At 71.5% G+C, this 15204-nt stretch carries 12 protein-coding genes and 1 pseudogene; 5 read left to right on the top strand and 8 right to left on the bottom strand.

Features of this window, described 5'->3' with window-relative positions; translation table 11 throughout:
- Positions 1 to 78: 78 nt before the first annotated feature.
- The 3 genes from HDA41_RS37810 to HDA41_RS37820 are packed head-to-tail and all read right to left on the bottom strand — an operon-like array spanning position 79 to position 5519.
- Entirely contained in the window at positions 79 to 2463 is a 2385-nt protein-coding gene (locus HDA41_RS37810) for a beta-galactosidase (RefSeq protein ID WP_184994074.1), read from the bottom strand.
- Entirely contained in the window at positions 2457 to 4223 is a 1767-nt protein-coding gene (locus HDA41_RS37815; protein ID WP_184992154.1) for a glycoside hydrolase family 35 protein, read from the bottom strand. Before HDA41_RS37815 ends, HDA41_RS37810 begins: the two co-directional genes overlap by 7 nt.
- 54 nt (positions 4224 to 4277) lie before the next feature.
- Positions 4278 to 5519 (bottom strand): MFS transporter, encoded by a 1242-nt coding sequence (locus HDA41_RS37820; RefSeq protein ID WP_221511693.1) that lies wholly within the window; start codon positions 5517 to 5519, stop codon positions 4278 to 4280.
- Between the two features lie 169 nt (positions 5520 to 5688).
- On the opposite strand from HDA41_RS37820, the gene HDA41_RS37825 reads away from it, so the two are divergent.
- From HDA41_RS37825 to HDA41_RS37835, 4 genes and pseudogenes are all read left to right on the top strand, one after another.
- Positions 5689 to 6642 (top strand): aminoglycoside phosphotransferase family protein, encoded by a 954-nt coding sequence (locus HDA41_RS37825; protein WP_230299706.1) that lies wholly within the window; start codon positions 5689 to 5691, stop codon positions 6640 to 6642.
- An 18-nt stretch (positions 6643 to 6660) separates the two neighbouring features.
- Positions 6661 to 6861: pseudogene (locus HDA41_RS41995) on the top strand (maltokinase N-terminal cap-like domain-containing protein); the annotation flags it as partial.
- Between the two features lie 28 nt (positions 6862 to 6889).
- Positions 6890 to 7615: a Type 1 glutamine amidotransferase-like domain-containing protein gene (locus HDA41_RS37830; protein WP_184992156.1), complete on the top strand. Its 726-nt coding sequence runs from the start codon at positions 6890 to 6892 to the stop codon at positions 7613 to 7615.
- Between the two features lie 219 nt (positions 7616 to 7834).
- Positions 7835 to 8236 carry an SseB family protein gene (locus HDA41_RS37835; RefSeq protein ID WP_010043978.1) on the top strand — a complete coding sequence of 134 codons (402 nt, stop codon included), beginning with the start codon at positions 7835 to 7837 and terminating at the stop codon, positions 8234 to 8236.
- Between the two features lie 34 nt (positions 8237 to 8270).
- On the opposite strand, the gene HDA41_RS37840 is transcribed toward HDA41_RS37835, so the two are convergent.
- The 5 genes from HDA41_RS37840 to HDA41_RS37860 all read right to left on the bottom strand — a co-directional run bounded on the left by HDA41_RS37840 (position 8271) and on the right by HDA41_RS37860 (position 12920).
- Entirely contained in the window at positions 8271 to 8660 is a 390-nt protein-coding gene (locus tag HDA41_RS37840) for a MarR family winged helix-turn-helix transcriptional regulator (protein WP_184992158.1), read from the bottom strand.
- A gap of 72 nt (positions 8661 to 8732) precedes the next feature.
- Positions 8733 to 9764 (bottom strand): LacI family DNA-binding transcriptional regulator, encoded by a 1032-nt coding sequence (locus HDA41_RS37845; RefSeq protein WP_184992160.1) that lies wholly within the window; start codon positions 9762 to 9764, stop codon positions 8733 to 8735.
- A complete protein-coding gene (locus HDA41_RS37850) occupies positions 9761 to 10681 on the bottom strand; it encodes a carbohydrate ABC transporter permease (RefSeq protein WP_184992162.1) in 921 nt (306 codons plus the stop codon). Before HDA41_RS37850 ends, HDA41_RS37845 begins: the two co-directional genes overlap by 4 nt.
- Positions 10678 to 11604, bottom strand: coding sequence for a carbohydrate ABC transporter permease (locus HDA41_RS37855; RefSeq protein ID WP_184992164.1), 927 nt, complete (start codon positions 11602 to 11604; stop codon positions 10678 to 10680). The genes HDA41_RS37850 and HDA41_RS37855 overlap by 4 nt, the downstream gene beginning before the upstream one ends.
- The gene (locus HDA41_RS37860; protein ID WP_184992173.1) at positions 11601 to 12920 is read right to left on the bottom strand and encodes an ABC transporter substrate-binding protein; all 1320 of its coding nucleotides are present in this window, start codon (positions 12918 to 12920) and stop codon (positions 11601 to 11603) included. Before HDA41_RS37860 ends, HDA41_RS37855 begins: the two co-directional genes overlap by 4 nt.
- A 184-nt stretch (positions 12921 to 13104) precedes the next feature.
- Here HDA41_RS37860 and HDA41_RS37865 point away from each other — a divergent pair, with 184 nt between their 5' ends.
- A complete protein-coding gene (locus HDA41_RS37865) occupies positions 13105 to 15126 on the top strand; it encodes a beta-galactosidase (protein ID WP_184992175.1) in 2022 nt (673 codons plus the stop codon).
- The last annotated feature ends 78 nt before the right edge of the window (positions 15127 to 15204 follow it).

Here is a 15204-nt window from a genome sequence, read left to right on the forward strand (position 1 = left end):
TCCTCGACGTCGGTTACGGCGGTCCTGACCCCGCCCGGCAGGAGCACAGCATAGGCCGGGCGGGGCCCGCGGGTTTTCTCAGCCGGCCCGCACCGCCCACGAGCGCGAGACCACCCACTCGGCGTCCCGCACATCCGCCGCACGCCACGCTTCGCCCACCTGACCCGGCACATGAACCCGGGCATCCGCCGCCAGCGGCAGCACCTTCAGCCGCAGGCCCTCCGTTCTCAGCGCCTCGACCGGCAGCCGGTCCAACCCGATGTCCCAGACCCGCCCCGAGTAGAACTGGTCGGCGACCAGGACGTCCCCCACGTAGGCCCGGGCCAGGTCACCCGTCCAGCGCAGCCGCAGCAGCACACCGGCGGGCGCCCGAAGCAGGTCCTCCGGTACGTCGACCCGGTACTCGGCGGCCAGCGTCTCGACGTACTTGTCCGCCGGCACGCTCGCCCGGCCCTGGACGCCGGTCACCGGCTCGGGCGCCGGACCGGCGGGCCTGACCAGGGTGACCGGCACCGCGGTGTCCCCGAGGGGCGCGGCCTCGATCGTGTAGCGGGTGAACACGCCGTCCGCCGCCTCCCGCACCCCTGTCCCCGCCACCAGCGGGGCGGAATCCGGCGCGGGCAGCACCGCGAACTGCGGCTCGGCGGCCGGGCTGTGCAGCCGTACCTCGTCACCGTCGAAGACGACACCGTCCCCGCACAGCAGCAGCCGTTCGGCTCCCCACGCCACACCCCGGTAGGCGGTACGGGCCATCGCCGCGTCCAGGACCAGCAGCCCGACGCGTGAACCGTCGGCCGCGTCGACCTCGATCAGGGCGTCGGTGCCGGGCCGCACTCCGCTGACCAGGATCCGGCCGGCGACCGGCGTGACCTCCCCGGACGGTGTCGCGACGGATGCCACCGTGTCGGCGTCCAGGGCGAGTTCGGGCGCGATGCCGTCGGTCGCGGCCAGCACCAGGACCGTACGCCCGCCGGCCTCGACGGTGCACACCGGCTGCGCGGTCGCCCACTCCAGCCGCAGCCCGGCCACGTCCAGCCGCAGTGGCCAGCAGAAGAAGGCGCCGGAGGGCACGGTGACGGGAGTGCTCGGCAGCGTCAGCGGCGGTGTGTCCGGGAAGTCGACCGTGAAGGCCGTGTCCGGGTGGTCGGGCAGCGGTTCGTGCGGCTGGTGGTTGGTCACGAACAGGAGGCCCGAGGTGCCGTCGGTGCGGACGGCCCAGCGCAGCGTGTCCCGATCGTGCTGCCCGGTCGGCCTCCGCTCGGGCAGCACGGACTCCATGGGTGCGATCCGGTGCCCGAAGTCGGCCAGCAGCAGGTGCTGGAGCCGCAGTTCGTGGTACGAGGGCCGCACCTGGCCGTACTCGCCGAGCGGGGCCTGGAAGTCGTAGGTCAGGACCGGCAGGTCGTTGGGGTAGCCGGTGGCGTGCGACTCCTGAAGGGGCGTCAGCTCACCGGGCGGGTTCGTGCCGCCGTGGAACATGTAGTAGCCCTGCCACACCGAACCGCACCCGATCTTGGTGAGCCCCAGGGCGCCCACGTCGGCGGCCTCCACCCGGGGCCGCCGGTGGTAGGCCACCGCCATGCCGCCGCCCAGCTCACAAGTGGCCCAGGGAAACCGGTCCGTCGGAGCCGGGTCGGTGCCGCGCACGGTCGTGGGCCGCAGGTCGGCGCCGATGCCCTCGTCGTCGCGCTCGTGGGTGAAGAAGAAGTGCTTGCGGCAGGTGTCGGGCCAGCCGCCGTCCGCCTCGGTCCAGAACGCCTCCGGATAGCCGCCGTACAGCGGGAGCAGTTCTTCGCCCGGGAGCTGGACCCCGCCCCAGGCGGTCGACGTCCACAGTGGCGCGCTCAGTCCGGCCTCCCGTGCCAGGCGCTTCAGCGTGCGCAGGTGGCCGGGCTGGTCGTAGAGCTCGTTCTCGATCTGGATCGCGACGATCGGCCCGCCGTGTGCCCGGTCCAGGCCGCGCAGTTGTTCCGCGACGGCCGCGAACCAGGCGCGCACGGGCTCCAGATAGGCGGGATCGTCGGTGCGCGGCGTGCGGGCGCGGGCCAGCAGCCAGTCGGGCAGGCCGCCGTTGCGTACCTCCGCGTGGCACCACGGGCCGATGCGCGGGACGAAGTCCAGGCCGTGGCGGGCGCACAGCTCGGCGAAGCGACGCAGGTCGCGGTCGCCGTCGAAGCGGATCCGCCCCTCGATCTCCTCGTGGTGGATCCAGATGACGTAGGAGGCGAGGGCGGTCACCCCGCCCGCCTTCATCTTCAGCAGCTCCTCCTCCCACTCTCCACTCGGGTAGCGGGTGTAGTGGAACTCGCCGGAGACCGGGAACCAGGGGTGGCCGCCACGGGTGAGCCAGCGGCCGGTGACCTCGATCGGGTCGGGCACGCGCGGCGCGTCGGCGAAGGGCAGGTGGCCGGTCAGCGGGGGAGCGGAGGGCGCGGGAACGCGCAGCCGGTGCGGGGTCACCAGGTGTTCTCCGGGCCGAGGTCGGGCGTGTCGGTGAGCTGGGCGCCGGTGGCGGTGGTGCCGTGCAGTTCCAGCAGGACCAGCTCGTTGCCGCCCGGCCGCAGTACCGGCGCGGGGACGTAGAGCGTGTGCTGCGGGCCGCGGTTCCAGTAGCGGCCCAGGTGGAAGCCGTTGACCCAGGCCTGCCCCTTCGTCCAGCCGGGCAGGGAGAGGAAGGCGTCGGCGGGCGTGTCCACCTCGAAGGTGCCGCGGTGGAAGCCCGGCACGGTGACCGCCGCCCCGTCGGCCGGGGTGAACTTCACCGCGTCCAGGTCGTCCAGTGGCAGCGCGTGGCAGTCCCAGCCGCGCAAGGGGGTGCCGTTGAAGGAGACGGGCCCGAGCAGGCCCTTCGGGGCGCCGATGCGGGGCCCGTAGTTGACGCCGCCCATGTTCTCGACGAGCACCTCGAGCGTCGCGCCGGGGTGCGGGACACGCACCGGCAGCGTCTCGTCGTGGCGTTCGCGCTCCAGGACACCGGCGGGTGCGCCGTCCACGAAGACCTGGGCACGGTCGCCCACACCGCCGGCGAAGTGCAGCAGGCCGTCACCGGAGGAGGGAAGGACGGTGCGGTAGAGCGCGTAGCCGGTCTGCTGCCCGAGCTCGCCCATGGTCACCGGGTCGTCGGAGCGCACGGGCGTGGCGAGCGCGTCGGCGAGGGGAAACAGAGCCGCCCGGCGGTCCAACTGGACGTCGGTCGGCGGAAGTTTGGGCCCGGGAGCGGGGACAGGCTCGTCGGGGGCACCGGCGTGGCGGGCGATGACCTCGCGGAAGGCGTGGTACTTCGGGCCCGGGTCGCCGCACTCGGTGAGCGCGGCGTCGTAGTCGTACGACGTGACGGTGGGTTCGTAGGCGTGCTTGTGGTTGGCGCCGTTGGTGAAGCCGAAGTTGGTGCCGCCGTGGAACATGTAGAGGTTGACGGACGCCCCGGCGGACAGCAGCCGGTCCAGATCGGCGGCGGCGTCGGCCGCGTCCCGTACGTGGTGCGGCCCGCCCCAGTGGTCGAACCAGCCGATCCAGAACTCCGCGCAGAACAGAGGGCCTTCACGTCGGTGCTCGCGCAGCCGCCCGAGGCTCTGCTCGACCCGGCTGCCGAAGGTGCTGGCGGTCAGCACGCCCGGCAGGCTTCCGGCGGCCAGGTGCTCGGAATCGGCCTGGTCGCAGGTGAACAGCAGTTCCTCGACGCCCCGGGAGCGGAACGCGTCGGCCAGGTGCTTCAGATACGCGCTGTCGTCACCGTAGGCCCCGTACTCGTTCTCCACCTGCACGGCGATCACCGGACCGCCCGCCGCGGCCAGGTGCGGCCGGAGCGCGGGCAGCAGCACATCCAGGTAGCGGTCGACGGCGGTGGTGAAACGCGGATCGCTGGACCGCAGCCGGATGTCCGGGTCCGAGGTCAGCCAGTCGGGCAGGCCGCCGCCGTCCCACTCGGCACAGATGAACGGACCGGGACGCAGCAGCACATGCAGCCCCTCGTCCTGGGCGAGTCGGAGGAACCGGGGCAGGTCGAGGAAGCCGTCGAGCACGAGAGGCCCGTCGGGATCGGGTTGGTGGTGGTTCCACGGGATGTACGTCTCCACCGTGTTGAGGCCCATCAGCCGCGCCTTGCGCAGCCGGTCGGACCACAGGCCGGGGTGGACACGGAAGTAGTGCAGCGCACCGGAGATGATCCGGAACGGCTCGCCGTGCAGCAGGAATCCGTCGGACGTCGTCGTCAGGGCGGGCATGCGGAGGCTTCCCTTCGGGGTGCGGGCGGAAGTCGATGGGAGTCGATGAATGTCTCAGTGAGAGCGGGTGACGCGGATCAGCCAGAGCGTGGCGGCCAGGCACAGCGCCGAGACACCGCACAGCAGGAGGGGCACCGCGCGGACCCCCGACCACTCGATGGCCTTGCCCAGCGCCGGCCCGGCAGCGACACCGCCGGCCATGGACGCGGCGATGACCAGGGCACCGGCACTCCGGGCCCGCGGGGCGGCCCGGTTCAGCCAGGGCAGCCCGGTGGGGAAGATCGGCGCGATGAACAGACCGACACCGGCGTAGGCGTACGGCGCCAGCGCCGGTACGGACGCGGCCAGCAGACACACCGTCATACCCGCGCAGGACACGGCGATGATGGCCTGGGCGGAGAAGCGCAGCGCGAGCGGCGCGACCAGGAAGCGGCCGACGGTCATCATCAGCCAGTACACGGAGGTGGCGGTGGCGGCGACGCCCGCGCCGTAGCCGACGGTCTCCAGATGCGTCGGTTCCCAGCCGCCGACACCGGCCTCGATGCCGACGTGCAGGACGTAGAGCGCGACGAAGACGGCGAGCACCGAGCCGAGGCTCCGCCGGAGGGCCCCGCCACCGCTCGTCTCGCTCCCGGCCGGGACGGGCGCGTCGTTCCGTACGCCCCTCAGGCACAGCAGCAACGGCAGGTTGGCGAGGGCGAAGCCGAGAAAGACGGCCGGGTAGTGCTCGGAGCCGACCACGCCGATCAGGACGGGGCCGAGGATGGCGCCGATGCCGAAGTGGGCGTTGAGGATGTTCAGCATCGCGGTCGAACGGTCGCCGAAGCCCACGGCGAACAGCTGGTTGAGCCCGTAGTCGATGCCGCCGAAACCCACCCCGGCGAGCAGGGCCGCCGCGAGGGCGGTGGGCCAGCCGGGCGCCAGCGCGAAGCCGGCCGCGCCGACCGCCATCAGCAGGTAGGAGCTGCCGAGGACGCGCTGGTTGCCGACCCGCCCGTAGAGCCGGTCGAACAGCAGCACACCGGCCACGCCACCGACGAAGTGGGCACTGAGCCCCAACCCCGCGGCGGCCGGCGAGAGTCCGAACTCCGCACGGAACCCGGGGATCGCGGGCCCGTACAGGGCCTGCAACGCACCGATGAGAACGAACCCCGCACAGGACGCGACCACGGCGGCCCCGCTGAACACCGGGGCGGACGGAGCGGGGGAGAGGGTGGCGGCGCGCTGTGCGGTGGGCTGGTCGGTCACGGGGACTCCGGGGGACGGCCAGCCGTGTGGGGCGGGCGGAGGACACATCGCGTACGGCTTGGAGCAGGGGCGGGTGATGGTGATGTTACCGGTAACATCGCGTCCGCCAACACCCTTTGACGAAACGAATGAGAGGCCCCGCGCAAGCTCCGCGCCGCCGCGACCACTTCCGCAATCGCGTGGTCAAGCCGGTGCAGCGGCTGGTCTAATTGCGCGCGTGGAGACCTCCAGGAGCGACGAAACGCGCCCCGCCGCCGACCCCTGGCCCGACTACTTCGCCGACCGCGGACACGCGCAGGCCCGCCGTGTCGGCGCCGGCGTCGAGGGGGTCGTCTACGCGCTGGGCGCCGGCCGGGTCGCCAAGGTGTGGGCCGGCCGGCCGCCGAGCGAACTCATCCGCCAGGTCTACGCGGACATCGCAGCACACGGCCTGCCCTTCGCCACCCCCGAGATCCTCGACGTCCAAGAGCACCAGGGTGTCGTGGTGACGTACGAGCGTGAGCTGCCCGGTGTCCCGATGCGGGGCGACTCCGCGCACGAGGAGTACGAGCGCGAACTGCCCGTCCGGCACAAGAACACGCTGCTTGCCGTCCTGCGTGGTCTGGCCTCGGTGCCGGGCACGGACGCGATGCGCCGGCTGACCGTCCAGGGCGACGACCGGCCCCTCTGGCAGGGTCACGACCGCTTCCAGGACGCGCTCGCCGCTCTGGTCGCCCGGGCCGTGGCCCGGAACGGCGCTGTCCTCGCCGCCAGGGTGCCCGACTTCGACGCCGGGGTCCGACGCACGCTGAACGCCCTGCGGTCGCTGCCCGACGCCCCGGTCACGGCGATCCACGGTGACCTCGTGCCGCCCAACATCCACGTCGACACGGCCGGGAGACCTGCCGCCGTACTCGACTTCGGCTTCTGCACGACCGCGGGCGACCCGGCGTTCGAGGCGGCCGTCGCCGCCGCCGTCTATGACATGTACGGCCCGCACGCCCAGGAGCACACTGCCGAACTGACCCGGTTCTTCGCGCAGGAGCTCGGCTACTCGCCCGCCGCCCTCACCGTCTGTCAAGCCGCCTACGCCCTCACCACCTACGACCTGTTCGGCCCGGACGAGCGCGACGGACACTTCCGGTGGTGTGCCGAGCAGCTGCGTCGCAACCGTGTGTTCGGGCCGGCGTGACGGAAGAGAACCTTCGGCATGGCCGTCATCCACCGCACCTCGCTCAGACCGGCCAAGCCGGAACCGCTCACCTCCTGGCCGCCGTCCCGTCCGTGGTACCGCGGTGGCGCGGCCGAACCGCGGACGGCCCAAGCCGGCGGGTTCCGGCTGGACGACCCGCAGGGCGAGGTCATGGCACTGGAGCACGGCGTGCTCGGGCGGCGCACGGCCTACGACGGCACACGCACCCGTGAAGAAAGGCACCACCGTGGCCATCGCATCCCCGCAGCGCCTCGCCCTCCTCGGCGGCGGCTTCTCCACCGACGACGACGGCCTCCTCGACGACTGGTTACTGGCCCGGGCCCGCGCCTCCCGCCCCAAGGTGTGCTTCGTGCCCACGGCCAGCGGAGACGCACCGGCCTACATCGAACAGTTCCACACGGCGTTCCGGAGCCGCCCCGCCTGCGAACCCTCCGTCCTGCACCTGTTCCGCCGCGAGCTGGACGACGACGCACTGCGCTCTTTTCTGCTCGCCCAGGACGTCGTCTACGTGGGCGGTGGCAACACGGCCAACCTCCTCGCGGTATGGCGCACCCACGGCGTGGACCGGCTGCTGTGGGAGGCCTACGACCAGGGCACGCTGCTGTGCGGTATCAGCGCCGGTGCCAACTGCTGGGCCAAGGGCTCGCACACCGACTCCTTCGGGCCGTTGACGTACCTCTCCGACGGCCTGGGGCTGCTGCCCGGCTCCGTCTGCCCGCACTACGACAGTGAACCGGGTCGTCGGCCCTCCTACCGCGCGGCTGTGGCAGCGGGACAGCTTCCGTCGGGCTGGGCGGTGGAGGACGGGGCCGCGGTGCTGTTCACGGACGGTGTGCCGACGGAGGCGGTCACCCGGACGCGGGGAACCGGGGTGTACCGGGTGGAACCGGTCGCGGGCGGTGGCGTGAGCGAGCGTGCCCTGCCGTGCCGGTTGCTCGGGGTGGCCCCGTAGGCGCTCCTGAACGCCGTCCGCATGGCCTGGGACGTCCTCGCCGGCCCGACGGGTCGGCCGCGACCGCCTCGGACTGCCCTCCGGACATCCCCCTGATCCCCTGATCCCCGGCAATCAACAGGATTGGCCCGGGCACGATCGGGTACGCGAGCAGGACCGCGCCCGGGGCGGATCTTGTCCCGGGTGGGCCGCACGACCGCCGCTACCAGGGAATCTGCCATGGAGACACCTGCAAACGACCCCACGCCCACGCCCGCCCAGCGGGCACTGGACGTCCTCACCGAGAACACCGAGGACGCGGCGGCTCTGGACGCGCTCGCCAACAGCGACGTGCTCATCCCCGTGCCCGACGACGCGAACGACGCCGACGCCGCCAACCCCTCGGCGGTGGCGCTGCCGGTGCTGGAGCAGCCGGGCGGCGAACCGGTGGTGCCCGTGTTCACCTCCGAGGTGGAGATGGCCGGGCTGCTGCCGTTCGTCTCCCGCTACCGCCTGGTGCCGCTCGGCGCCCTGGCCGCCCAGTGGCCGGCCGACGACCTGTCGCTCACCATAGACGGCAGCTCGGAACACCGCCTGACGCTCACCTCGGAGGGAGTACGCACCCTGCTGGCACGCCCGTAGGACCGAGTGCGCCGGGGCCCGGGCCCGGGGCGGTTCACGCGCCCAGTGTCCGGGCCAGCGCGGCCCGCTGCAGCGGCAGCACCTCCGCGTGCAGGTCACGCCCCTTGGAGGTCAGGGCCACCCACACGCCGCGCCGGTCCTCCATGCACACCGAACGCGTCACCAGCCCGTCCTTCTCCAGCCGGGCGATGAGCCGGGACAGCGCGCTCTGGCTGAGATGGACCCGCCCGACCAGGTTCTGCACGCGGCACTGCTCGCCCTCCTCGGGCGCCGCGGTCGCGAGGATGTCCAGGACCTCGAAGTCGGACGCGCCCAGGCCGTGCGGATGCAGCACGCGGTCGATCTCGCACATCGTGCGCGCGTGCGCCGACAGGATGTCCCGCCACCGTTCCTCAAGCCGCGCACCAGCCGTTTTCGACGCCATATACGAACGGTAACACCGGCGCTGCGTTCCATGACCGTGCATGAAGTGCACGTCCCTCGCCGGAGCGGGAGCCTACGTCGACTCCCGTTTGACCAGCTCCGTCGGCAGGATCACCGCCGCCGGATCCTCGCCCCCGATCTGCGCGAGCAGCACCCGTACCATCTCGGCACTGATGCGGTCCCACGGCTGCCGGATGGTGGTGAGCTCGGGGCTGGAGGCCAGGGCGGCCGGGGAGTCGTCGAAGCCGCCCACCGCGACGTCCTGCGGCACCCGCCGCCCCGCCCGCTGGAGGGCCGCCAGCACGCCCTGTGCCATGAGGTCCGAGGCGACGAACACCGCGTCCATGTCCGGGGCCTGGGCCAGCAGCCGCTCGGCGCCCGCCTCGCCGCTTGCCCGGCCCCAGTCGCCGGAGACGATGAGCCGCTCGTCGATCTCGAGGCCCGCTTCCGTGAGCATCTCCTTGTAGCCGGCGAGGCGATCGACACCGCCCGGGGTGTCCATCGGGCCGTTCACCACGCCGATACGGCGGCGGCCCAGCGACAACAGGTGGCGCATCATGTCGCGGGCGCCGTCCCGGTCGTCCGCCGCCACGTAGCTCACCTTGGAGCCGCGCCCCATGGGCTTGCCGCACTGCACGAGGGGCACCCCCGCCTCGTGCAGTTGCTCGGCGACCGGGTCGGCGGAGTGGCTGGAGACGAGCAGCACGCCGTCGACGTGGCCCGCGGTGATGTACCGTGTGATCCGGCGCCGCTCGTCCTGCGTGCCGGCCAGCATCAGCAGCAGGGGAATGTCGTGCGCGGCCAGCGCCTGGGTGCAGCAGCGCAGCAGGACGTTGAAGTTGGGGTCCTCGAACAGCTTCTCCTGCGGTTCGGTCAACAGGAAGCCGATCGAGTCGGAGCGGCCCGTGATCAGCGAGCGGGCGTGCCGGTTCACGACGTAACCCGTCCTGCGGATGGCCGCGTTGACCGCCTCCTGGGCGGCGGGGCTGACGTAGTGGCCACCGTTGAGCACACGTGAGACGGTGCCGCGCGAGACCCCCGCCTCGCGCGCCACGTCGTGGATCGTGGGCGGCCTGCGCCTGCCCCCCGCAGCGTTCATGGTCATGACTTTACGGCTCCGGAGAGCAGATCCAGACTCCAGAACCGCTGGATGACCAGGAACAGCGCGACCAGCGGGAGCACCGCGAGGAACGCGCCCGTGATCACCAGCGTGTACAGCGCCGGGGTGTTGGCGCCCTGTTCCAGCAACGTGAACAGGCCGAGGGTGATCGGGAACTTCTCGTCGTCGCTCAGCATGATGTACGGGAGCAGGAAGTTGTTCCAGATCGCCACGAACTGGAACAGGAACACCGTCACCATGCCGGGGATCATCATCGGCAGCGCGACCCGGGTGAAGATCCGCCACTCGCTCGCCCCGTCCATCCGGCCGGCCTCGACCACGTCGGCGGGCACCGCGGCGGCGGCGTAGATCCGCGCGAGGTAGACGCCGTACGGTGACAGGATCTGCGGCAGCAGGACGGACAGGTAGGAGTCCGTGAGGTCGGCCTTCGCCAGCAGCAGGTACTGCGGGATCGCCAGGATCACCGGCGGCATCAGCACACCCGCGAGCAGCACGTTGAAGATCGTCTCGCGGCCCCGGAAGCGGTAGATCGCCAGCGCGTAGCCGCTGAACGCGGACACGCACGTCGACAACAGTGCGCCCAGACCGGCGTACAGGGCGGAGTTGCCCATCCACGACCAGTAGACGCCGTCGCGGTAGGCGCTCAGGTCCTGGAAGTTGTCGGCGAAGCCCGTGCCCGGCAGGAACGTGAACGTGGAGAACAGCTCACGGCCCGACTTGGTGGCGGCGATGACCACCCAGGCCACCGGCAGCAGGCAGTAGATCGCCCCCAGGAGCAGCGAGGCCGTCGGGATCAGGGCGATCCGGCGGCGCAGCGGCGGACGGCCCTGGGCGGTGCCGGGCGCGGTGCCGGGTGCGGTGCCCGCCACCGGCTCGGCCTGGGACACGGCAAGGGAACTCATCGAGCTGCCTCCTGCTTCTGACGACGGTTCGCGGCTCGCAGGAAGCCGAAGGACAGCAGGAGGGTGGCGAACGCGATGATCACGGCCTGCGCCGCGGCGCCGTGGATGTCACCCTCGCCGAACGCGTCCCGGTGCACCTTCATCAGCGGACTCCACGTCGTGGACACCGAGTTGGTGAGCGGCTTGAGGGTGGTCGGTTCGCTGAACACCTGGAGCGTCGCGATGATCGAGAAGAAGAAGGTCAGCACCAGCGAGGGCGCCACCATCGGGATCTTGATCCGCAGCGCGATCTGCGCCGGGGTGGCGCCGTCCAGCTTCGCCGCCTCGTACACCTCCGCCGGGATCGACTGGAGCGAGGTGTAGATGACGATCATGTTGAACCCGGTGCCGCCCCAGACCGCGATGTTCGACAGGGCCAGGTACAGCGGCCCGCCGTCCAGCAGGTCCGGCTGCGGCAGGCCCAGCTTGTCCAGCACGAAGTAGAAGGGGCTCACGTCCGGCAGGTACAGGAAGCCCCAGAGCAGCGCCGCCACCACACCGGGGATGGCGTACGGCAGGAAGATCGCGAGCCGCGTGAAGGGGGCGAGCCGCACCTTCTCGGAGTCCAGCATCAGCGCGAACAGCAGGGCGAGCCCGAGCATGACCGGGACGACGATGCAGCCGTAGCCCAGCACGCGCAGCGCGCCGTTCACCAGCTCGCTGTCGGTGAGGGCGTCGGTGTAGTTCTCCAGGCCGGCCCAGACCTCCTTGCGGGCGCCGGAGCCGAGGCCGAGGCCGGAGACCTTCACCTTGCGGAGGCTGAGCCAGAACGCGTAGCCGATCGGCAGGGCGAAGAACAGTGCGAACAGGATCGTCGCGGGGAGGAGGAAGCCGTACGGGGCCCCCTTGACCCCGTGCGACTGCCGGCGTGCCGTGCTTTTCACTCCGCGACCTCGAAGCCCTGCTTCTTCATGTCGGCGACGGTGTCGTCCTGCATCTTGTCGAGCGCGCCGCCGAAGTCCGACTTGCTCTTCGCGGCGGCGCCGAAGGCGTCCTTGAAGGTGGTGTAGGCGACGTTCACGTTGGGGCCCCAGGCGGACGGCGCGGTGGTCTCCGCGATCTCGGCGGCCTTGGAGTAGAAGTCGGCCTGGTTGGAGAAGTAGGCCGGCGGCTTGAGGAAGGCGCCGCTGGTCTGGGCGTTCTTGGCGGCCGGGTAGATGCCGCTCTCCTTGGCCAGCGCGTTGAGGGCGTCGCTGTCGGTGTTCAGCCAGGCGGCGAACTTGGCGGCGGCCTCCTGGTGCCCGGAGTCCGTGGTGACGGCGGTGGAGGAGCCGCCCCAGCTGCCGGTGCGGTTCTCGTTGGCGGACCACTGGGGGAGCGGGGCCATGGCCCACTTGCCCTTGGCGTCGGGAGCGGCCGTGGTCAGCGTGCCCGGGGCCCACACGGCGCTGACCCAGGCGATCTGCTTGCCGGTGTTGAGCGCCTTGTTCCAGGCCGGGGTGTACATCGGCTGGTTGTCGATGGCGCCCTCCTCGACCAGGCCGCCCCAGAACTTGGCGACCTTCTGCGTCGCCGCGTCGTTGATGGAGACCTTCCACTGGTCGCCGGAGGTCGTCCACCACTTGGCGCCCGCCTGCTGGGCGAGGCCCGCGAAGAGGCCGGAGTCATTGGCGGAGAAGGTGGTGAGGTCCTTGTCGGGGGCGGCCTTCTTCAGCTTGCGGGCGGTCTGCGCGAACTCGTCCCAGGTCGTCGGCACCGTCAGGCCGTACTCCTTGAACAGGTCCTCGCGGTAGTAGAACATCATCGGCCCGATGTCCTGCGGGACCGCGTAGACCGCGTCCGTACCCAGCGTCGTCTGCTGCCAGACGCCGTCGGCGAACCGGTCCTTCGCGTCGCCGACGTTCTTCGATATGTCCGCCAGAGCGTCGTTGCTGACCAGCGTGGGCAGCGCCTGGTACTCCGCCTGCACCAGGTCGGGCGCCTTGCCCGCCTTGTGCGAGGTGAGGATCTTGGTGACGAGGGTGTCGCCGGACGCCTGCTTCTTCACCGTGACGGTGATCTGGTCCTTCTTGCCCGGCCCCTTGTTCCACAGGTCCACGACCTTGTCCATGCCGGGCGTCCAGGTCCAGTACGTCAGCGAGACCGGCCCCGACTCGGTCTCGCTGTCCCCGGACCCCGAGCCGCAGGCGGTGAGGGCGGTGGCGCCGAGCGCTACGGCGACGGCGGATGTCACGAGGCGACGGCGCGTCGTGTACGGCATGGATCTCTCCCCTGACCTGGGGTCCTCGCCTGCTGCGAGAACCTGCCATGCTTCTGTGAGCGTTCACAGTAGAGAAACATCCCGGACACTTGTCAATGGTTGTTGCTGTGCGGTTATGTTGGGCTCCGCACTGCGCCGCTGTGTGTGCACGTTCCCAATTGATCGACCGACCGGGAGACCATCCATGCCGGAGACCACCCCCAGGGGCCTCACCAGGCTCGCCTTCGGTGGGGACTACAACCCCGAGCAGTGGCCGGAGAGCGTTTGGCAGGAGGACGTCCGGCTGATGCGGGAGGCCGGCGTCACCATGATGAGCGTCGGGATCTTCTCCTGGGCACTGCTGGAGCCCTCACCCGGAACGTACGACTTCGGCTGGCTCGACCGGCTCCTGGACCTGCTGCAGGAGAACGGCGTCCGCGCCGACCTCGGCACCCCCACCGTCGTACCGCCCGCCTGGTTCTACCGGGCGCACCCCGACGCCCTGCCGGTCACCCGCGAGGGCGTGCGCTACGAGTTCGGCTCCCGCGCCGCGATCTGCCACAGCAACGCGGACTACCGTGCGGCCGCCGCGGCCATCACCACCAAGCTCGCCGAGCGCTACGGCCACCACCCGGCCCTGGCGATGTGGCACGTGCACAACGAGTACGGCGTCCCCGTCTCGGCCTGCTACTGCGACTCCTGCGCCGCCCACTTCCGCCGCTGGCTGGCGACGACGTACGGCACGGTCGACGCGGTCAACGAGGCCTGGGGCACGGCCTTCTGGGGCCAGCGCTACGCGGACCTCGACCAGATCAACCCGCCCCGGCTCACCCCCGCGGCCGTCAACCCGAGCCAGGCGCTGGACTACAAGCGGTTCGCCGACGCCACCATGCGCGAGAACTTCGTGGCGGAGCGGGACATCCTGCACCGTCTCTCACCGGGCGTCCCGGTCACCACCAACTTCATGACGGCGCTGAGCCAGTGCGACTCCGTCGACTACTGGGCCTGGGGCCGTGAGGTCGACATCGTCACCAACGACCACTACCTGATCACCGACGGCCGCCGCACCCACGTCAACCTGGCGATGGCCGCCGACCTCACGCGCTCCGTCGCGGGCGGCGCCCCCTGGCTGCTGCTGGAACACTCCACCTCGGGCGTCAACTGGCAGCCCCGCAACCCGGCCAAGGCCCCCGGCCAGATGGCCCGCAACTCCCTCGCACACGTGGCGCGCGGCTCCGACGGCGCCATGTTCTTCCAGTGGCGCCAGTCCCGGCGCGGCGCCGAGAAGTTCCACTCGGCGATGGTCCCGCACGGCGGCACCGACACCCGCGTGTGGCGCGAGGTCGTCGGACTCGGCGCGGCCGTCGACGCGTTGAGCGAGATCCGCGGCACCCGCACCGAGGCCGACGTGGCCGTGCTGTGGGACTGGAACTCCTGGTGGGCGCAGAACCTCGAATGGCGCCCCAGCGTCGACCACGACGCCCGCGAGCGCGCCGACGCCTTCTACGAGGCCCTCTACGACCGCCACCTCACCGTCGACTTCGCCCACCCGGAAGCCGACTTGTCGAGGTATCCCCTTGTCGTCGTACCGGCCCTGTACCTGATGACGCGGGCGGCCGGGAACAACCTCACGGCCTACGTCGAGAACGGCGGCACACTGGTCGTCTCGTACTTCTCCGGCATCGTCGACGAGCACGACGCCGTCCACGAGGGCGCCTACCCGGGTCCGCTGCGGGACGTCCTCGGCCTCACGGTCGAGGAGTTCTCACCGCTGCTGCCCGGTGAACGGGTGAGCGTCAGCGGCCCCGACGGGTCCGAGCTGGGCGCCGACGTGTGGACGGAGTTCGTGGTGCCGCGCGGCGCCGAGACCGTCCTGACGTACGCCGACGGGCTGACCGCCGGGCGGCCCGCCGTCACCCGGCACCGCCTCGGCGAGGGCACCGCCTGGTACGTCTCCACCCGGCTCGGCGCCGACGGCCTCGACGCGCTGCTCGGCTGGGCGGTCGGGGACGGGCGGCTCGCCCCGCGCGCCGACCTGCCCCGGGACGTCGAAGTGGTCCGCCGCACCGGTGAGTCGGGCACCTATGTGTTCGCCGTCAACCACACCGGCTCGGACGTCAAGGTGCCGCTGGAGGCCCAGGGCACCGAACTGCTGACCGGTGAACGCGCCGCGGGCCGGCTGGCGATCCCGGCCGGAGCCGTCCGGGTCGTCCGGCTCGACGGCTGAACCGACTCCCTCCGCCCGCGTGAGCCGCACGAGCCGCGGGCGGAGGGGCCCCCTCACCCGCCTTCCGGTGAGGGGCAC

The sequence above is a fragment of the Streptomyces caelestis genome, from assembly GCF_014205255.1.
Taxonomy (GTDB): Bacteria; Actinomycetota; Actinomycetes; order Streptomycetales; family Streptomycetaceae; genus Streptomyces; species Streptomyces caelestis.